We start from the raw sequence: 18,998 nt of genomic DNA on the forward strand, positions 1-18,998 counted from the left end.
ACCGCTGATCCGGGCACGAACGCAGGCCTCGAAGAGCCGCTTTTCCGCCCGTTTCCGTGGGCGATCATGGCCGGCATGCTCGCCATGCTCAGGACCCTCCGGACGCTCGCGCTGTACGAGGGGTCGATCGTCCCGCAGGCACGTGCGGAGATCCGACGCTGGTCGACCGTCGCGGAGACGATCCCGGACCCGGTGCTGCGCGCGCATGCGACCGCCGCGATCGCGGCCGACACCGACAACGCCGAGGCCGTCACCGCCTTCGCCGCGTTCGCTTCCCGATCGCGTCGGCGCACGACGATCGAGCTGCTGGTCGCCCACCAGCTCCTCGCCGACTACGTCGACGTGCTGGGCGAACGGGTCTGCTGCGATCGGCTCGCCGACGGGCTCCGGATCGGCAGTGCCCTGCCGGCGGCCGTCGCCCGGCCTGGGGATCCGCTCGACCTCGATCCGCTCGGCGACGACGGCGGCTACCTCGCGGCGCTGGTCTCGGCCTGCCGCGATCGGCTCTGGCGGCTGCCCGCTGCAGCGACGGTCGCAGGACGAGCCCAAGCGGCCGCGGTCCGCTGGGGAGAGGGGCTCGCGCACAGCCACACCGCCGCGCACGGCGAGGCGCTCGCGCAGGTCGAAGCGTGGAGCGCCGAGCAGGACGGCTGCGCGGGCTATGCGTGGTGGGAGATCGCCGCCGGCTCCAACTCCAACCTCGCGATCGCGGCGCTGCTCGCGGCGGCGGCCGACCCGGCGACGACCGCCCGCGACGCCGCGCGGATCGAAGCCGCGTACTGGCCGCACGTCTGCGCGATGTCGACGCTGCTCGACAGCCTCGTCGACTGCGAGCGCGACGCGGTCAGCGGCGACTTCTCGTTCGTCTCCCACTACGCCGGCGCCGACGCGGCTCGAGCCGGCATCGTCGCGGCGGCGAGTCGCTCGCTAGGCGCCGTCAGCACGCTGCGGCACAGCCACACGCACGCGATGATCGTCTGCGGCGTCGCCGCCTACTACGCCGCTGCCGCCGAGCGCGGCAGCCTCGCCGCGCAGGTCGCGCCGAGCGTCGTCGAGGCGCTGCGGCCGGCGGTGACGCCGATCGCCGCGGCGCTGCGGGCGCAGCGCCGCCTCGCCGGCCGTTCGTCGCCCGCCGCGCGCGCTTGAGGCTCGAAGGACAAGAGCTAGTCGCGGTCGTCCACAAGCTCCGCTTCACGCTGCCCGAGCGGGCGGAGTAGGCCCGGGCGCGAACCGCCGGTCGAGCGCTCGCAGCGAGCGCAGCGCGCAGGCGAGCAGCGCGGCGGCGCCCGCGAGGACGCAGAAGGCGACGGTCAGGCTCGTCGTCGTGAGCAGGGCGGCGACCGCGAGCGGCGCCGCCGCCTTGCCGAGGTTGCGCGCGCTCTGGCTCGCGGCCGCCGGTTGGGCGCGCGCCCCCTCGGGCCACGTCCGCGTCACGTAGGCGTCCTGCATCACCGCGAGCACGCCGTCACCGACGCCGAACGCGACGGCGACCGCGCAGGCGGCGGGCAGGTCGCCGGCCAGCGGGAAGGCCGCCAGGGCGCCCGCGACGACCAGCAGGGCGGCGCAGGTCATGCGCGCGGCCGGCAGGCGGCGCAGCGCGCGCGGCACGAACGCGGCCGCCACGCCGGCCGCGCCCGCGGCCAGCGCCAGCACCACGCCCGCGCCGGCCGCGTCGGCCGCGCCGCCGCGCACGAGCAGCGCGGGCAGGTAGGCGAGCAGGGCGAACTTGAACAGCATGCGTGCGAACCCGACCGCCAGCACGGCCGTGCCGCAGGGCTGCGCGCGCACGGCCCGCCAGGTCGATCGCCCGTCCCCGCGCGCCGGTCGCGCGCTGCGCCGGTCGTCGAGCGTCACGAGCGCCGCCGCCGCGACGAGCGCGATCGCGGCCTGCGCGACGAACGGGCCGCGCCAGCTCAGCGCGACCAGCGCGATGCCGATCAGCGGCAGCGCGAACTCCGCCGCCGTCGAGACGACCTGGCGCGCCGCGAAGGCGCGCACCTGGGCCAGCCCGCGATAGGCGTCGCCGACGATCACGACCGTCAGCGGCATCGCCGCCGCGAAGGCGGCGCCCTGCAGCAGGCGCAGCGCGAGCAGCGTGCCGTAGTCGCCGGCGAGCGCCTGCGCCGCCCCCGCGGCGGCGTAGAGCGTCAGCGACCCGGCGACGGCGAGGCGGCGCGGCGCGCGGGCGAGGAGCGTCCCGAGCGGGATCGTCAGGAACACCCCCGGCAGCACGTACGCGAGCGTGAACCAGCCGGCGTCGCCGTCGTCGACGCCGAAGCGCCGCTGGATCTCCGGGACGGCCGGCGCGACCGCGTGGATCGTCATCGCGAGCGCGACCGTCATCGCGCACACGAGCAGCAGCGCCGAGCGCGTCCCGTCGGGCGGCGGCGCGGCGGGCGGCGTCCCGTCGGGCGGCGGCGCGGCGGACGGCGGCGCGGCGGACGGCGGCGCGGCGGACGGCGCGGCGCCGCTCACACGCGCTGCGCCGCCGTCGCCGCCCCGCGGCGGGCCGGTCTCAGCCCGCCGACGCGGGCGGCGCGATCGCCGCATCGGTGAGGCGCCCGTCGACGCGCCGCCACAGCCCGCGCGGGTTCTCGTCGCGCAGCGCGGCCGGCAGCAGCTCGGCGGGCGCTCCCTGCCAGCAGACCGGGCGCATGAAGCGGCGCGTCGCGGTCATCCCGACCGAGGTCTCCCCCGCCGCCGTCGTCGACGGGTACGGGCCGCCGTGCTGCATCGCCCACGTGACCGCGACGCCGGTCGGGAAGCCGTCGTAGACGACGCGCCCGCAGCGAGCCGCGAGCAGCTCAGTCAGCCGTCGCGCCCGCTCCGGCTCCGACGCGACGTCGATATGGAGCGCCGTCGCCAGCTGGCCGTCGAAGGCCGCGACCGCCGTCTCGAGCTGCTCGTCGGAGCCGTAGCGCGCCAGCAGCGCGAACGGGCCGAAGCGCTCCTCGCGCAGCTCCTTGGCGCTCGCGAGCGCCGACGCGCTCGTCTGGAAGGCCGCCGCGCTCACGCGGAAGCCGGGGCCGCTCGGAGCCGCCGGCGGGGTCAGCGGGTCGACGTCGTCGCGCGCGGACAGCTCGGCGAGCTGCGCGGCGAGCGCGTCGCGCATCCGCTCGGTCAGCATCACGAGCGGCTCGGCGGCGGCGAGGCGCGCGGCGACGTCGGCGCACCAGCGGTCGCCCTCCTCGCCGGCCGGGACGAGCACGACGCCCGGCTTGGTGCAGAGCTGGCCGGCCGCGCCGGTGATCGCGGCGACGAACGCGTCGGCGATCGCGCCGCCGCGCGCCCGCAGGGCGCCGACCGTCACGACCGCCGGGTTGACGCTGCCCATCTCCGCGAAGACGGGGATCGGCCGCTCCCGGCCCGCGGCGACGTCGAAGAGGGCGCGGCCACCGGCGGTCGATCCCGTGAAGGCGACCGCCGCGATCGGCTCGGCGCGCACGAGCGCGGCCCCGAGCTCGGCCGAGGCGCCCTGCACGTGCGCGAACGCGCCGGCCGGCAGCCCGGCCTCCGCGACCGCCGCCGCGACGTGGCCGGCGACCGCGGCGTTGATCCCCGGCTGCGCCGGATGCCCCTTCACGACGACCGGGCAGCCGGCCGCGAGCGCCGCGGCCGTGTCGCCGCCGGCGACGCCGAAGGCGAGCGGGAAGTTGCTGGCGCCGAAGACCGCCACCGGTCCGATCGGCACCAGCATCCGGCGCAGGTCGGGGCGCGGCGCCGGCCGGGCCGCCGGGTCGGCGCGGTCGACGATCGGCTCGAGGTGGGCGCCGGCGGCGACGACGTCGACGAGCGCCTCCAGCTGGAAGCAGGTGCGCTCGAGCTCTCCCTCCGCGCGCCCCGCCGGCAGGCCCGACTCGCGCTGGAAGAGCGCGCGCAGCGACTCGCCGTCGGCGCGCAGCCGCGCGGCGGCGCCGCGCAGCGCGGCGACGCGGCGGTCGGCGTCGCGCATCCGCTCGTCGGCGAAGGCGGCGGCGGCCTCGCCGGCGATCGCCGGAAGCTCGGCGATCGCCGTCTCGCGGTGGGGCTCGAGCGTTCTGCCGCTGCTGGGGTCGGTGGCGCGGATCGTGGTGTCGGCGGTCATCGGACGGGTGCCTCTCCGGTTCGGTGATGCGGGCGGGCTGATATGACAGGAAGATGGATGCGGACCCGATCGGCCTCGACGGCGTGCGGCTGGCGCCCGTCGACGACGTACCGTCGCGCAGCGACCTCGTCGGCAGGACGCTGCGCGACGCGATCGTCGCCGGCCGGCTGCGCCCCGGCGCCACGCTCGTCGAGCGCAGGCTGGCCGAGCAGCTCGGCGTCTCCAAGACGCCGGTGCGCGAGGCGCTGATCCGCCTCGCGCGCGGCGGGCTGGTCGAGATCCTGCCCAACCGGCGCGCCGTCGTGGCGACGCTCGACCTGCCGGCGCTGGTCGCCGTCTACGAGGTCCGCGTGCAGCTGGAGCCGTGGGCGGTCGGGCGCTCGACCGCGGCCGCTCCCGCCGAGGTCCACGCCGCCGCGGCCGAGGCGCTGGAGCGCGGCGCCGACGCGATCGCACGCGCCGACCGTGTCGCGCTCAGCCTCGCCAACCGCGCCTTCCACCGCGCCCTCTACGCCCGCTGCGGCAACGAGATCGTCCTCGACGTGCTCGACAACCTGCAGGACCGGGTCGCGCTCGGCACCGTCTCGCTGCTGTGGACGCGCCATCCCACCTGGGAGGCGGAGGCCGCCGAGCACCGCGCCGTGCTGGAGGCGGTCGGCGAGGGCGACGGCGCGCTCGCGGCGCGCCTCGTCCACGACCACATCGCCGCCTCGCTCGAGCGCCTGCGCGGCGATCAAGGCGCCGACGCGGCCGACGCCGCCCCGTCGCCGCCGGCGGCCCGGTAGCGCGCGAGCAGCTCCTCGCCGGGCGGGTAGGTGCCGCGCAGCGGCGCGCCGCCGTCGACCTCGGCGAGGATGAACTCCTCCAGCCGCTCCTGCTCCAGCGCCGCGGCGGCGACCTCGGCCGCCAGCTCGCGCGGCACGCAGACGACGCCCTCGGCGTCGCCGACGATCACGTCGCCGGGGTAGACCGCGACCTCGGCGCAGCCGATCGGGACCTGCATGTCGACGGCGTGGTGCTGGGCGAGGTTGGTCATCGCCGAGGCGCCGGCGGCGAAGGCCGGCATCGCCAGCTCGGCGATCTCCGGGCTGTCGCGCAGCGACCCGTCGGTCACCAGGCCGGCCGCGCCGCGCCGCATCAGGCGCGTGGCGAGGATGTTGCCGGCCGACGCCGCGCGGCCCCGCCCGCGGCAGTCCATCACCAGCACCTGGCCGGGGCCGACCGACTCGACCGCCCGCCGCTGCGGATGGTCGTAGTCCTTGAAGACCGCGAGCACGTCGAGGTCCTCGCGCGCCGGCACGTACCGCAGCGTGAAGGCGCTGCCGACCATCCGGGCGTTGCCGGGATTCAGCGGCCGGACGCCGTGCAGGAACGTGTTCCGCAGCCCGCGGGCGAACAGCTGCGTGGTGAGCGTCGCCGTGCTGATGCGCGAGAACGCGGCGATCAGGTCGTCGCCGAGCGGCTCGGCGGCGGGGGATTCGTGAGCCATGCCTTCCTTCCAGCGACGGTCCGGCCGACCCGTTCGCGGGCCGGTCCGTTCGGACCGTCAGGTCGTTTGGTATACCATATCTCAATATGCCCAGATCTCAGCTCTCCGACCAGCTCGGCGGCGTCGTCGCCGTCCTTCCCACGCCGTTCGCGCACGACGGCGGCGCCGTCGACGCCGCGGCGCTGGAGCGCCTCTCCGCGACGCTCGACGCCGCCGGGATCCACGCGCTGACCGCCCTCGGCAACACCGGCGAGGTCTTCCAGCTGACCGCCGAGGAGCGCCGCGCGGTGCTCGCCGCGACCGCGCGCGGGCGCACGAACGCCGCGCTCGTCGCCGGGATCGCGGGCGCCGGCGCCGAGGCGCTCGAGCTGACCGCCGAGGCGGCGGAGATCGGGTACGACGCCGTCATGCTCCACGACCCGCCCGACCCGCTCGCCGGCGAGCGCGGCATCGTCCGCTTCTACGGCGACTTCGCCGAGCGCTCGCCGCTGCCGGTCGTGCTCTACGTGCGAACGCCCCGCCTCGGCGGCGACGCGCTCGCCGAGCTGGCGCTCCACCCTCGGATCGCCGGCGTCAAGTACGCCCGTCACGATCTGCACGTGCTCGCCACCGTCCTGGAGCGCCCTGGCCTCCGCGACGCCTGCACCTGGACCTGCGGGCTCGCCGAGTCGATGGTCGCGCCGATGCGCGCGCTCGGGCTGGTCGGCTTCACCTCCGGCGTCGCGAACGTGCGCCCCGACCTCGCGCTCGCCGTCTGGCAGGCGAGCCGCGCCGGCGACTTCGACGCGCTCGCCGCCGCGATCGCGCCGCTGCTCCCGTTCGAGGCGCTGCGCACGCGCGCCGGCGGCCGCCACAACGTCGCCGTCGTGAAGGCGGCGATGGCACTGCTCGGCAGCGACGTCGGCGAGGTCCGCGCGCCCTGCGAGCCGCTCGACGAGGCGGCGGCCGCATCGCTCGCGACGATCGTGCGCGGATGGCCGGCGAGCCGCTGACGGCGGCGCAGGCGGCGTGCGACCTGCTCGCGCGGGCGGGCGTGCGCCGCTGCTACACCGTTCCCGGCGAGTCGTTCCTCGGGCTGCTGCTGGCACTCGACGCCGACCCGCGCCTCGACGTCGTCTCGACCCGCCACGAGAGCGGCGCCGCCTTCATGGCCGACGCCGACGCGCGGCTGACCGGGCAGGTCGCCGTCGCGCTGGCCAGCCGCGCGCCCGGCGGCTCCAACCTCGCGATCGGCGTGCAGACCGCGCACGAGGACGGCACGCCGCTGGTGGCGATCCTTGGCCAGGTCCCGTCCGACCGGCTCGGCACCGGGGCGCTGCAGGAGATCGACCTCGCCGCCTTCTACGCGCCGATCACGAAGTGGGCGGTCACCGCGCGCAGCGCCCGGGAGCTGCCCGGGCTGCTGGCGAGAGGCCTGCGGATCGCGCGCGAGGGCCGGCCGGGCCCGGTCGCGATCGCCGTCCCCGAGGACCTGTGGCGGGAGCCGGTCGAGCCGGTCGACGCGGCCGCGCTGGAGCCGGCCGCCCCGCCGCCTGCCGCCGCCGAGGCGCTCGAGCGCGCCGCGGCCGCGCTGGCGGCGGCCCGCCGGCCGGTGATGGTCGCCGGCGGCGGCGCGGCGCGGGCGCGCGAGCAGCTCGTCGCGCTCGCCGAGCGGGCCGGCCTCGGCGTCTACACCTCGTTCCGGCGCCAGAACGTCTTCCCCGACGAGCACCCCAACTGCCTCGGGCAGCTCGTGATCGGGACGCCGCCGGAGCTGCTGCGGGCGGCGCGCCACGCCGACCTGCTGCTGCTCGCCGGCACGCGGCTCGACGACATCACCGGCCAGCAGGGGCTGCTCCCGCGGCCGGGCCAGCGGGTGCTGGCGATCGGCCCCGACGACGACCTGCCGGACGGCGCCGAGCTGATCGGGCGCGACGTGGCGGCGACGCTGCGGGCGCTCGCCGAGCGCCTGCCGACCGAGCCGGCGGCGCGCGACTGGTCGGCGGCCCACGGCGCCTACGCGGCGGCGGCCGCCACGCCGCCGCGCGCCGCGGACGCCGCGACGGCCGGCGTCGACCCCGCGCGGGCGGTCGCGGCGCTGCGCCGCGCCGTCGGCGGGGAGGCGATCGTCACCAACGACGCCGGCAACTTCTCGGCGTTCCTGCACCGCCACTGGCGCTTCGCCCCCGGCGGCGCGCTGCTCGCGCCGGCCAACGGTGCGATGGGCTACGCCGTCCCGGCGGCGGTCGCCGCGAAGCTCGCGGCGCCGGCGGCGCGCGTCGTCGCCGTCGTCGGCGACGGCGGCGCGCTGATGACCGGGCAGGAGCTGGAGACGGCGGTGCGCCACGGCGCCGACGTGCTCGTCGTCGTCTTCCAGAACGGCCTCTACGGGACGATCGCGATGCACGAGGCGCGCGCCGCCGGACGTGTCGAGCCGGCCACGACGATCGGGCTGCCCGACCTCGGCGCCTGGGCGACGGCGCTCGGCGCGCGCGGCTGGACCGCGCGCGACGAGGAGGAGCTCGACGCCGCGCTCGACGGCGCGCTGGCGCACGCCGGGCCGTCGCTGATCGCGATCCGGACCGATCCCGATCGGATCGCGCCCGGGTTGCGCCTCGCCGAGCTGACCGGCGAGGGCTGAGCGCGGGCTCGGGGCGGGGCGCCGCCGCGGCGCCCCGCCCCGCCCCTGCCCGACGATCAGCCGAAGAAGGGGAATCTCGCCTGGTAGGCCGCGAGCATCGCCGGCCAGCGCGGCTCGTCGACGTAGGTGACGGTGACCGTCCCGTCGAAGCCGCCGCCGGTGGCGCGGAAGAAGCGGAGGTTGCCGGTGTGGGTGTACTTCGGCAGGTGGCGCGCGCTCTCCGGGCGCCAGTTGTAGGTGCCGACGACCATCTCGGCCGGCTCGCCGTCGGGGCCGAGCACGAGCATGTCGCCCCGCAGCATGAAGCCCTCGTCGGCCGGGTCGTGCCACTCGGCCGTCACCTGACCCATGCCGGCCGGCAGCGCGGAGAGGCCGGTGACGTCGCCGCTGACGGGGTCGCGGCGGAGGATCTTGACGACGTGGAGGATCGGCTCGGTGAAGCCGCTGTCGGTTCTCGCCTCGCTGACGCGGACCATCCACTGCATCGACTCGGGGTCGACGACCGACCGCTCGCCGCCGCCGGCGCCGGGCGCGCCGATCACGGCCAGCAGGCGCGTCGCGCCCGTCGCCTCCAGCCGCGCGCTGTCGCCGTGGGGCAGGTAGGCGTAGCGGCCGGCGGCGACCTCGTCGCCGTCGATCGTGACGGCGCCGTCGAGCACGAGCAGCTCGCAGCCGGCGTCGAGCTGCTGGTCGACCGCGTAGCCGGCCGGCGCCTCGACCAGCGCCGTCATCGCGCCGGTCTCCTCGTCGCGCGACAGGACGCGCCACGGCGCGCCGGCGAACGGCCCGGCGGCCGCCTGCTCGAGCGGGACGTCGGTGTAGTGCAGGTCCTCCACGTGGGCGCGGGCCATTCAGGTCTCCTTCGGGTCAGGGGTGGGCGCCTCGACGGGCGCCTCGCGTTGCAGCCGCTCGAGCTCGGCGGCCGGGATGTGGCAGTGGATCTGGCGGCCGCCGGCGAGCTGCTGGCAGGGCGGCGCCTCGGTCTCGCAGATCGCGCCGACCTTGCGCGGGCAGCGCGTCTGGAAGACGCAGCCGCTCGGCGGGTCGGCGACGCTCGGCGGGTCGCCGTGGAGGCGCACGCGCGCCCGCGCCTCCGCCGCGAAGGCGTCGCGCGGCGCCGACAGCAGCGCCTCCGTGTAGGGGTGGTGCGGCGGCGAGAAGACGTCGGCGGCGGCGCCGACCTCCATCACGCGGCCGAGGTACATGACCATGATCCGGTCGGCGATGTACTGGACGATCGCGAGGTCGTGGGAGATGAAGACGAAGGCGGTGCCGTGCTCGCGCTGCAGCCAGACCATCAGGTTGACGATCGCCGCCTGGACGGAGACGTCGAGCGCCGAGGTCGGCTCGTCGCAGACGACGACGCGCGGCTCGCCGGCGAAGGCGCGCGCGATCGCGACGCGCTGCTTCATCCCGCCGGAGAGCCCGGCCGGGCGCGCGTCGAGCTGGGGCGCCGGCAGCCGCACCTCCTCGGCCAGCTCGGCGATCCGCTGCTCGCGGCGCTGCGGCGGGAGCGCGCTCAGCCTCCGCAGCGCCCGCCGCAGGATGCGGCGGATCGTGTGCCGCTGGTTGAGCGCCGAGTCGGGGTTCTGGAAGACGATCTGGAGCGCCCGCACCTGCTCGTCGTCGCGCGCGGCGACGCCGGGGCGCAGCGGTCTGCCGTCGAGCCGCAGCGTCGCGCCCTCGTCGGCCGCTTCGAGGCCGAGCAGCACGCGCGCCAGCGTCGACTTGCCGCTGCCCGACTCGCCGACGATCCCGAGCGTCTCGCCGGCGGCGAGCGTGAACGAGATCTCCTGCAGGACTCTCACCGCGCGGGCGCCGTCGCCGAAGGTCTTCGCGACCCGCTCGACCTCCAGCAGCGGCGGCCGCTCCCCGGCCTCCCGCGCGGGGTCGGCCACGGCGAGCGGCGCCTCGGTCGGGCGCGAGAGGGCGCCGGCCCGCTCCGGGTAGTGGCAGCGGAAGCCGCGGTCGTCCTCGCGGGTGAGCGGCGGCTCCTCGGCGGCGCAGCGCTCCTCCGCCGCCGGGCAGCGCGCTGCGAAGACGCAGCCGCGCTCGACCGAGCCGAGCGCCGGGAGCGCGCCGGGGATCGCGACGAGGCGGCCGTCCTCCTTCGACATGCCCGCTCTCGGGATGCAGCCGACGAGGCTGGCCGTGTAGGGATGGCGCGGGCGCCGGAAGACGTCGTCGACCGGCCCCTCCTCCGCCAGCCGTCCGGCGTAGAGCACGCCGACGCGGTCGCACATCCGCGCGATCACGCTGAGGTTGTGGGAGATGAACAGCACGCTCGTGCGCATCTCCGCGCGCAGCTCGGCGATCAGGTCGAGCACCTCCGCCTCGACGGTCGCGTCGAGGCCGGTGGTCGGCTCGTCGAGGATCAGCAGCTCCGGTCGCTTGGCCAGCGCCATCGCGATCACGACGCGCTGCTGCATCCCGCCCGACAGCTCGTGCGGGTAGCGGCGCATCACCAGATCGGGGTCGGCGATCTTGACCTTGCGCAGCATCTCGTGCGCCTGGGCGCGCCCCTCGTCCCAGCTGGCGGACTTGACGACGAACGACTCCGCGATCTGGTCGCCGACGCGCATCGTCGGGTTGAGCGCGCGGCCGGGCGACTGGTAGACCATCGCGACGACGTCGGTCCGCAGCCTCCGCAGCGCCTCGCCGCGGGCGGACGCGAGGTCGTGGCCGGCGACCTCGAGGCGCCCGCCGCTGACGCGCCCGTTCGACGGCAGCGCGCCGACGAGCGCGAGCGCCATCGTCGACTTGCCGCAGCCCGACTCGCCGACGAGCCCGTAGCTCTCCCCCGGCGCGATCGCGAGGTCGAGTCCGCGGATCACGAGCCGGTCGCGGCCGCGGACGCGATAGGTGACGTCGAGCTGCTCGGCCTGGACCGCCGCGGCCGGCGGTGCGATCGATGCGGTCACTCGCTCAGAGCTCCTTGCACGTTGTCGGCGATCAGGAAGACGGAGACGACCAGCGACGCGATCGCCAGCGCCGGGAAGAGCGCCGTCCACCACGCGCCCGCGGAGAGCACGCCGTAGGAGTCGGCGATCTGCAGCCCCCAGTCGGGCGACGGCGGCTGGACGCCGAAGCCGAGGAACGAGAGGCTCGCGACGCTGAAGACGGCCATGCCGACCCGCACCGTGAACTCGACGATCACGACCGGCACGACGTTCGGGAGGATCTCGCCGAACATGATGTAGGGCGAACGCTCGCCGCGGACGCGCGCCGCCGCGACGTACTCGGCGCCGCGCTCGGTCAGCACCGCGGCGCGGACCGTTCGGGCGATCACCCAGCTGTAGGCGAAGCCGACGACGACGACGAGCGTCAGGTTGGAGGGGCCGAGCGCCGTCAGCGCCAGCAGCGCGAGGATGACGCTCGGCAGCGCCATCACCGCTTCGGCGACGCGCGAGAGCGCCTCGTCGACGAGGCCGCCGAAGTAGCCCATCACGAGCCCGATCGTCGTGCCCAGCAGCGTCGCGAGGCCGGCGGCCAGCAGCGAGATCGTGAGGATCGCGCGGGAGCCGACGACGACGCGCGAGAAGACGTCGCGGCCGAGCGCGTCGGTCCCGAACCAGTGCGCTCCCGACGGCGACGCGAGCGCGTTGGCGGGGTCGGTCGCGTACGGGTCGTCGGGCACGATCGCCTGGCCGACGAGCGCGCAGAGGACCCAGAAGCAGAGCACGGCGGTGCCGATCACGAAGCTCGGCCGGCGCAGCAGCGCGCGGACGGTCGCGACGCGGCGGGCGCGGCGCGCCGACGGCGCCGCGAGCGGCGTGGAGGTCGCGGTCATCGGCTCGTCACCTGCGCTCGGACGCGGGGGTTGACGACCGCCTGCAGCACGTCGGCGAGCAGCGTCATCACGATGTAGATCGCGCCGACGACGAGGACGGCGCCCTGCAGCAGCGGGAAGTCCTTGCGCTGCGCCGCGTTGAACAGCAGCAGCCCAAGGCCCTGGTAGTTGAACAGCCGCTCGATCACGACCAGCCCGCCGACCATGTAGCCGATCTGCGTCGCGGTCACGGTGATGCTCGGCAGCAGCGCGTTGCGCAGCACGTGGCGGCGGATCACCTCCCGCCGCCGCAGCCCCTTCACGGTCGCCGTCCGGGTCGAGTCGGCGTCGAGCACGTCGATCGTCCCGGCGCGCGCGACGCGCGCGATGTAGCCGAACAGGCCCGCCATCAACGCCAGCGCCGGCAGGATCAGATGGCGCAGCTCCTCCAGCGGGCCGGCGCCGGGCGGCGCCGTCGCGCTGATCGGCAGCACCGGCCACCAGATGCCGAGCGCGAGCAGCAGCACGATGCCGGTCACGAACTCCGGCAGGACCGAGACGATCATGCCGCCGAACGTGACCGCCTTGTCGGCCAGCCTGCCGCGGTGCAGCGCGGCGAAGACGCCGCCCGCCAGCGACAGCGGCACGACGAGCACGACCGCGACGAGCCCGAGCTTGAGCGAGTTGCCCAGGGCCGTCGCGATCAGGTCGCCGGCCGATGACTGGTACAGGTACGAGGTGCCGAAGTCGCCGGTGAGGACGCCTCCGAGCCAGTCGAAGTACCGCTCCAGCAGCGGCCGGTCGTAGCCGAGCTGGCTGTTGAGCTGGGCGACCGAGGCCGGCGCGGCGTCCTGCCCCAGGATCGCCCGCGCCGGGTTGCCCGGCAGCACCTGCGCGCCGAGGAAGACGATCACGCTCAGCAGCCAGAGCGTGATCAGCCCGAGCCCGGCGCGCCGGATCAGGAAACGCGACATCGTGGATCAGTCGGGGCGGGCCCTCAGGCTCTCGACGCCTGCGCGAGCAGCATGTGGCCCATCGCGGTCGGCACGATGCCCTGGACGCTGGTGGCCGCCGCCGTCAGGTAGTTGGGGAAGAAGGCGTAGATCACCGGCGTCTCCTCGAGCAGCAGCTCCTGGATTCTCCCCGCCGTCCGCCGCTGCGCCTGCAGGTCGGATTCGGCGACGTACGTTCTGAGCAGCCGCGCGTACTCGTCGTTTCTCCAGTGCGCGGCGTTGCGCACGCCGCTCGGCGACAGCTGGGCGGCGAGGTAGGCGTTGGGGATGCCGCGGCTGCCCCAGTCGCCGATCCCGGAGATCACGTCGAGCTGCGGCGAGCTGCCGAAGTCGCCCGTGCCGAGGAAGGTGGCGGTGTCCTGCATCGTCAGTCTCAGACGGATGCCGGCCGCTCTCGCGGCGTTCTGGGCCAGCTGCGCGTAGGCGGCGTTGACGCCGGTGTTCCAGACCGTCACCTCCAGCTCGAAGCCGTCGGGCAGGCCGGCCTGCGACAGCAGCGCCTTCGCCTGCTCGATGTCCTGCGCGCGCTGCGGCACGTCGGTGTTCGTCATCGGGAAGACCGGCGCGAAGGGGCTGTCGTTGCCGAGGTCGGCGTAGCCCTGCAGCAGCTCTCTCACGAGCTCGTCGCGGTCGAGCGTCAGCGCCAGCGCCCGCCGCACGCGCGGGTCGTCGAGCGGTCTTCTGTCGGTCCGCAGCGTCCAGTTGGAATGGGCGGCCGAGCGGATCGCGTTGACGGTGAAGCGGCCTCTGTCTCCCAGCAGCGCGCGACCGGCGCCGACGCTGAAGTAGCCGATCAGGTCGACGTCGCCGGCCTGCAGCGCGAGCACCATCGCGACCTCGTCCTCGAACAGCGTGTACTCGAGGCGGTCGGCGAGCGTCGGCTCGCCCCAGTAGTCGTCGTTGCGCACGAACGCGGCGCGGACCTTCGGCGTGTAGGCCTCCAGTCTCCACGGCCCGGTGCCGATGAACGACTTCTCCCAGTCGCCGGAGTAGCCGGCCGGAAGGATGACCGCGCTGGAGTTGTCGGAGGAGACCAGCCACGGCCACGAGCCGTTCGGCTGGTCGAGCTCGAAGACGACCGTCGTCTCGTCGACCGCTCTCGTCCCGCCGGGCGACAGGAAGCCGTCGAAGACCTCGAGCGCGTTCGTGCCGTTTCTCGGGTCGGCGAGGCGGTTGAACGTCTCCGCCACGTCTCTCGTCGTCATCGGCGTGCCGTCGTTGAATCTGACGCCCTGGCGGATCTTGAAGGTCCACACCGTCGCGTCGTCGTTCGGCTCCCAGCTCTCGGCGAGCATCGGTCTCAGCTCGGGCTCGCCGTAGGAGAGCGCGAGGTACTCGCCGGTCTGCGACAGCAGCGTCACCGAGCCGGTGTCGCCGAGCTTGAGCGGGTCGACCGCCCGGCCCGGCGTGATCGCGCCGGCGCGCAGCAGGCCGCCTCTCACGCCGCTGCCGGCGGCCGGCGCGGCGCCGGTCCCGGCCGCGGGGCCGTCGTCGCCGCAGGCGCTCAGGATCGTCGCGACCGCCGGCATCGACATCCCGAGCACGGTCGCCCGCCGCACGAAGGTGCGACGGTCGAGCCGCGCCGCGAGCAGCTCGTCGATCAGGTGGTTCTCCAGCTCGCTGTGCCGGCTACGCATCCGCGCCATCCGCAGGTCCTCTCGCACCATCGCCTCTCCCATGAGTCATCCGCTCGTTTGACGGGCCATCTCCTGCCGGCCTGACGGGGGGCCGACCTCCGCCGGACGACCGTGCCGTCCTCCGACAAGGCGGCGAGTCTAGGCCGGCAACGCGATCGATGCCAATCGACGGATTGCATCCCTTCCATCGACGAGATCGAGATCATCGTTGCGTGCACCTGCCGACGCGGTACGCTGGCGCCGTGACCACAGGGGAGAAGCAATCGGCGCTTGACGCGTTGGCGTTCATGATCGGCCGCTGGGTCGGCGTACGCTCGCACGACGCGATCGAGGAGACCTGGACGCGCGTCTCGCGCGACGTGATGATGGGGATGTACTGCTGGTCGAGCCCGGGCGGCGTGCAGCTGTTCGAGTTCCTGACGATCGAGCAGAGCGCCAGCGGCGTGATGCTCTCGCTGCGGGCGTTCGGGCCGCACGGCCTGATGCCGCGGCAGGCGGGGCGGCCCGTCCGCTGGCTGCTCGTCCGCTCGCGCGACGACGAGGCGGTCTTCGAGGGCCAGGAGGACGGCCGGCTGGCGCGCATCACCTACCGCCGCACCCATCGCGACCGGCTGTACACCTCGCTCGAGCGCGAGGCCGACGGGCGGATGGAGATCTTCCCGGCGCAGCACCGGGCGGCGCCGCTGGAGGCCCCGTCGCCGGCCACCCCGACCGCGCCCGACCGATGATCAGCAGCAACCACCTGCGCGTCTTCGAGGCCGTCGCCCGCGAGGGCTCCTTCGGCGGCGCCGCCCACGTGCTCGGGCACAGCCAGTCGACGGTCTCGCACCATCTCGCGGCGCTCGAGGACCAGCTCGGCACGGTCCTCTTCGTGCGCAGCCGCAAGGGGGTCGAGCTGACCGACCGCGGCCGCGTGCTGCTCGACCACGCCGAGCTGATCCTGAGCCAGCTCGTGGCGGCCGAGCGCGCCGTGCAGGACTCGGCCTCGCTGCGCGAGGGGATGTTGCGGATGTCGACCTTCGGGACCGCCGGCATGACCTTCGTGCCGCGCGTCCTGCGCGCCTTCCGGCGCGAGCACCCGGGCGTCGGGATAACGGTCGAGCAGTGCGACATCCCGGCGACGGCGGTCGACGACGTGCGCGAGCGCAGGCTCGACGTCGCGGTCGTCTACACGACGCCCGACTACTGGGTCCGCCCCGTCCCGGGCCTCTCGGTCGTGCGGCTCTTCTCCGATCCGTTCGTGCTGCTGCTGCCGGCCAGCCACCCGTGCGCCGGCCGCGACGCGATCGGGATCGCCGAGCTGGCCGGCGAGGCGTGGATCACCGCCGGCTCCGACGAGCACCCCTGCCACCGCCTGCTGGTGCGCGCCGGCCAGAGCGCCGGCTTCGAGCCGCGCATCGCCGGCCGCACCGACAGCTACACGGTCATCGCCGACTGGGTCGCCGCCGAGCTCGGCGTCGCGCTGATCCCGCAGCTGGCGGTGCCGAGACTGCGCGGCGACCTCGCGCTGGTGCCGCTGCAAGGCGAGCCGGTCACGCGCGACGTCTCGGCGATCGTGCTCGGCGACGGCAGCTCCGTGACGGCGACCGCGGTGATGCGCCATCTGCGCGCGATCACGTCGTGGGAGGACGCGGTCCGCTACGCCTGACATCGATCTTCTCGATCCATCAGAGCAAGAGATCGAGAACTTCGCAGCGTTAGCATCGCCGCCCCGCACTCGCGGGCATTCCCGAACGCGACAAGGAGCAGGTGTGGCTGAGGCTTCGTTCTCAGGATCGGCGGCGGCGACGTGCCGACTGAGCTTGATCGGCTTCCCGTGGGACGGCGGCGCGTCGCTCGGCGCGCCCGGCGGCCGCTACGGGCCGGAGGCGGTGCGCGGCGCGATCGGCTGGTGGCTCGACCGCGTCCGCGGCGACCGCGTCTGGGACGTCGAGGCGGGGGACGTCGTCGACCTCGGCGGCCTGCGGCTGCGCGACCGCGGCGACGTCGCGATCGCCGGCCACGACGCCGAGGCGACCTTCGCCGCCGCGGCCGACGCGATCGGCGCCGCGCACGACGCCGGCGAGGTCCCGATCGTGCTCGGCGGCGACCACTCGATCACGATCCCGGCGGTGCGCGCGCTCGCCGCCCGCTCGGAGCGGTTCGGCGTCGTCCAGCTCGACGCCCATCTCGACCTCGTCGACGAGTCGCCGGCGCAGGGGCGGCTGTCGCAGAGCAGCCCGATGCGACGGGCGATCGAGCTGGAGCAGGGCTCGCCGCGGCGGCTCGTGCAGGTCGGGCTGCGGAGCTTCAACTACCCCGACTTCCGCGACTGGTGCCGCGAGCGCGGGATCACGCAGCTGACCGCGGCCGAGGCGCTGCGGCGCGGCGCCGAGCAGGTCGCCGACGAGGCGCTCGCGACGGCGACCGCCGACGGCGCGCGCCTCTACCTGACGGTCGATCTCGACTGCCTCGACCCGAGCGTCGCGCCGGGCGTCGGGCACCAGGAGCCGGGCGGGCTGCCGTTCGCCTTCGTCAGCACCGTCGTGCGCCGGCTCGCGCCGCATGTCGCCGCCTTCGACGTCGCCGAGCTCAACCCGATGCGCGACCCGCTCGGGGTGACCGCCGGCGTCGCGGCGCGCCTGGTGCTCGACTTCGTCGTCGCGGCCGCGCGGGCGGCCGCGACCCAGCCGGTCAGCGACCGCGTCGCAGCGCCGGTGCGTTGAGCGGCCGGCGCCCCTCGGCGACGACGCGCAGCGTCGTCAGCGCCGGATCGGCGCAGCCGGTCATGCGGACGCCGGCCGCGGCGAGCGCGCGCAGCGACGCGACCGTCTCGGCGGCGACCAGCTCGCCGGGCACGATCGCCGCGACGCCGGGCGGGTACGGCGCCACCAGCTCGCCGGCGACGCGCCCCGCGGCGGCCGCCAGCGGGACGGTCTCGTGCGGCGCCGTGAAGGCGTCGCGCGGGGTCAGCACGGCCGGCGGCGGGTCGAGCGCGAAGAGGCTCGCCGCGGCGGTGGCGGCGCCGCCGGTCGCGGCGTGCGCGCCGGCGCCTGCGGCGGCCGCGGCGCCCCCGCCGGCGCCGACGCCTCCCCCACCGGCGCCTGCGCCTGCCGCGCCGCCCCCGCCCGCGCCTCCGCCGAGCGCCGCCGCGAGCGCCTCGACGAGGCGGTCGGCGGCGCGCGCCTCGTCGGCGACCGTCAGCAGCACGACGAGCTGCCGCGGCGCCGCCATCGAGACCTGCACCCCGGCGGCGCGCAGCCGCCGGTCGAGCTCGAGGCCGTCGACGCCGCTGGAGGCGACGTCGATCACGAGTTTCAGCGGGTCGCTCCAGCGCGCGCCGGGCGGCGGCGAGGCCGGGTCGTCGCAGCGCACGCCCGGCAGCGCCGCGATGCGCGTCCGCAGCGACGCCGCCAGCGCCAGCGCCTCCCCCAGCCTGGCGCTCCCCTCCCGCTCCATGAAGGCCCGCGCGCGGTCGGCGCTCGCGAGCACCGCCGCCGACGGGCTGGTCGTGTGGAGCGCGTCGAAGGCCAGCTCGACCCGCCGGCGGTCGAGCGCGCCGGAGGGCCCGCCAAGGATCGCCGCCGCCGGCGTGAAGGCGGGCAGCGTCTTGTGCAGGCTGACGACGGCGACGTCGGCGCCGAGCGACAGCGCCGACGGCGGCAGCGCCGGGTGGAAGCCAAGGTGGGCGCCCCACGCCTGGTCGACGAGCAGCGGGACGCCCCGCACCCGGGCCGCCGCCCGCAGCGCCTCCAGGTCGGAGATGCCACCGGTGTACGCGGGGTCGACGACGAGCGCGCCGACCGGGTCCTCCGCCGCGGCGAGCGCCGCGGCGAGGCGATCGGGCGCGATCCCGCCGACGACGCCGTCGGCGCCGACCTCCGGCATCACCCAGCGCGGCGTCAGGCCCGAGACGACCAGCCCGGCGAGCACCGACTTGTGCGCGTGCCGCGCGACGACCAGCTCGCCGCCCGGGCGGGCGAGCGCGAGGCAGAGCGCGGTGTTGGCGTGGGTCGAGCCCTGCACCGAGAGCCGGGCCCACGCCGCGCCCCACGCGTCGGCGAGCGCCCGCTCGGCGTCGCTCAGGAGCCCGCGCGACAGCCGCTGGTCCTCGACGCCGTTGAGCAGCTGGATGTCGTGGCGCAGCAGCTCGGCGCCGGGCAGCGCGGCGGCGCGCTTGTGGCCGGGCGGCGCGAAGTGGGCGAGGTCGGCGGCCAGCGCCTCCTCCAGCGCGTCGGCGAGCCGCGTCGGCGCGCTCGCGGCCGGCGGCCGCGGGATCGTCGTTCTCATGGCCGAAACGCTACGTTCGGCCGGCCTCGCCGCCCACGGCGTTCGTCCGGTTCCGGCGACCTTCGACCGGACGAACGCACGGCCGCTCGGCGGCCGCCCGGACACCCGACCGCGACG

16 protein-coding genes are annotated in these 18,998 nt (G+C 75.9%); 7 read left to right on the forward strand and 9 right to left on the reverse strand.

Features of this window, described 5'->3' with window-relative positions:
• Positions 1-84: 84 nt before the first annotated feature.
• Entirely contained in the window at positions 85-1,146 is a 1,062-nt protein-coding gene (locus BDZ31_RS19255) for a DUF2600 family protein (protein WP_221243182.1), read from the forward strand.
• Positions 1,147-1,191: 45 nt separating this feature from the next.
• Here BDZ31_RS19255 and BDZ31_RS19260 read toward each other — a convergent pair whose 3' ends face one another.
• Both BDZ31_RS19260 and BDZ31_RS19265 read right to left on the reverse strand, forming a co-directional pair.
• Complete coding sequence (locus BDZ31_RS19260) at positions 1,192-2,475, reverse strand: MFS transporter (RefSeq protein WP_183344136.1); 1,284 nt, start codon at positions 2,473-2,475, stop codon at positions 1,192-1,194.
• Between the two features lie 40 nt (positions 2,476-2,515).
• Positions 2,516-4,084 (reverse strand): aldehyde dehydrogenase family protein, encoded by a 1,569-nt coding sequence (locus BDZ31_RS19265; RefSeq protein ID WP_183344138.1) that lies wholly within the window; start codon positions 4,082-4,084, stop codon positions 2,516-2,518.
• A gap of 53 nt (positions 4,085-4,137) precedes the next feature.
• On the opposite strand from BDZ31_RS19265, the gene BDZ31_RS19270 reads away from it, so the two are divergent.
• Positions 4,138-4,869 carry a GntR family transcriptional regulator gene (locus tag BDZ31_RS19270; RefSeq protein WP_183344140.1) on the forward strand — a complete coding sequence of 244 codons (732 nt, stop codon included), beginning with the start codon at positions 4,138-4,140 and terminating at the stop codon, positions 4,867-4,869.
• On the opposite strand, the gene BDZ31_RS19275 is transcribed toward BDZ31_RS19270, so the two are convergent.
• Complete coding sequence (locus BDZ31_RS19275) at positions 4,818-5,573, reverse strand: ribonuclease activity regulator RraA (RefSeq protein ID WP_183344142.1); 756 nt, start codon at positions 5,571-5,573, stop codon at positions 4,818-4,820. The two genes, BDZ31_RS19270 and BDZ31_RS19275, sit on opposite strands and share 52 nt — an antisense overlap.
• 86 nt (positions 5,574-5,659) lie before the next feature.
• Between BDZ31_RS19275 and BDZ31_RS19280 the strand changes: the two genes are divergently transcribed.
• Together BDZ31_RS19280 and BDZ31_RS19285 are read left to right on the forward strand one after the other, a co-directional pair.
• Entirely contained in the window at positions 5,660-6,565 is a 906-nt protein-coding gene (locus tag BDZ31_RS19280) for a dihydrodipicolinate synthase family protein (RefSeq protein WP_183344145.1), read from the forward strand.
• A complete protein-coding gene (locus BDZ31_RS19285; protein ID WP_183344146.1) occupies positions 6,547-8,193 on the forward strand; it encodes a thiamine pyrophosphate-dependent enzyme in 1,647 nt (548 codons plus the stop codon). Before BDZ31_RS19280 ends, BDZ31_RS19285 begins: the two co-directional genes overlap by 19 nt.
• A 56-nt stretch (positions 8,194-8,249) precedes the next feature.
• On the opposite strand, the gene BDZ31_RS19290 is transcribed toward BDZ31_RS19285, so the two are convergent.
• From BDZ31_RS19290 to BDZ31_RS19310, 5 genes are read right to left on the reverse strand one after another with little or no spacing between them, the layout of a single operon-like run.
• A complete protein-coding gene (locus tag BDZ31_RS19290) occupies positions 8,250-9,044 on the reverse strand; it encodes a cupin domain-containing protein (protein ID WP_183344148.1) in 795 nt (264 codons plus the stop codon).
• Positions 9,045-11,114: a dipeptide ABC transporter ATP-binding protein gene (locus tag BDZ31_RS26100; RefSeq protein ID WP_221243183.1), complete on the reverse strand. Its 2,070-nt coding sequence runs from the start codon at positions 11,112-11,114 to the stop codon at positions 9,045-9,047.
• A complete protein-coding gene (locus tag BDZ31_RS19300; RefSeq protein WP_183344150.1) occupies positions 11,111-11,983 on the reverse strand; it encodes an ABC transporter permease in 873 nt (290 codons plus the stop codon). The genes BDZ31_RS26100 and BDZ31_RS19300 overlap by 4 nt, the downstream gene beginning before the upstream one ends.
• On the reverse strand, positions 11,980-12,936 hold the full coding sequence (locus BDZ31_RS19305; protein ID WP_183344152.1) for an ABC transporter permease: 957 nt from the start codon (positions 12,934-12,936) through the stop codon (positions 11,980-11,982). Before BDZ31_RS19305 ends, BDZ31_RS19300 begins: the two co-directional genes overlap by 4 nt.
• Before the next feature lie 23 nt (positions 12,937-12,959).
• The gene (locus BDZ31_RS19310) at positions 12,960-14,642 is read right to left on the reverse strand and encodes an ABC transporter substrate-binding protein (protein ID WP_183344154.1); all 1,683 of its coding nucleotides are present in this window, start codon (positions 14,640-14,642) and stop codon (positions 12,960-12,962) included.
• A 212-nt stretch (positions 14,643-14,854) separates the two neighbouring features.
• On the opposite strand from BDZ31_RS19310, the gene BDZ31_RS19315 reads away from it, so the two are divergent.
• The 3 genes from BDZ31_RS19315 to BDZ31_RS19325 all read left to right on the forward strand — a co-directional run bounded on the left by BDZ31_RS19315 (position 14,855) and on the right by BDZ31_RS19325 (position 17,317).
• Positions 14,855-15,340, forward strand: a complete 486-nt coding sequence (locus tag BDZ31_RS19315; protein ID WP_183344156.1) for a DUF6265 family protein — start codon at positions 14,855-14,857, stop codon at positions 15,338-15,340.
• On the forward strand, positions 15,337-16,260 hold the full coding sequence (locus tag BDZ31_RS19320; protein ID WP_183344158.1) for a LysR family transcriptional regulator: 924 nt from the start codon (positions 15,337-15,339) through the stop codon (positions 16,258-16,260). The genes BDZ31_RS19315 and BDZ31_RS19320 overlap by 4 nt, the downstream gene beginning before the upstream one ends.
• A gap of 154 nt (positions 16,261-16,414) precedes the next feature.
• Positions 16,415-17,317 (forward strand): agmatinase family protein, encoded by a 903-nt coding sequence (locus BDZ31_RS19325; protein ID WP_221243184.1) that lies wholly within the window; start codon positions 16,415-16,417, stop codon positions 17,315-17,317.
• Here the strand turns inward: BDZ31_RS19325 and BDZ31_RS19330 are convergent.
• Positions 17,286-18,881 carry an aminotransferase class I/II-fold pyridoxal phosphate-dependent enzyme gene (locus BDZ31_RS19330; RefSeq protein ID WP_183344163.1) on the reverse strand — a complete coding sequence of 532 codons (1,596 nt, stop codon included), beginning with the start codon at positions 18,879-18,881 and terminating at the stop codon, positions 17,286-17,288. The two genes, BDZ31_RS19325 and BDZ31_RS19330, sit on opposite strands and share 32 nt — an antisense overlap.
• Positions 18,882-18,998: the final 117 nt, after the last annotated feature.

Origin of the sequence: Conexibacter arvalis, assembly GCF_014199525.1 — a bacterium.
In the GTDB taxonomy this organism is placed as follows: Bacteria; Actinomycetota; Thermoleophilia; order Solirubrobacterales; family Solirubrobacteraceae; genus Conexibacter; species Conexibacter arvalis.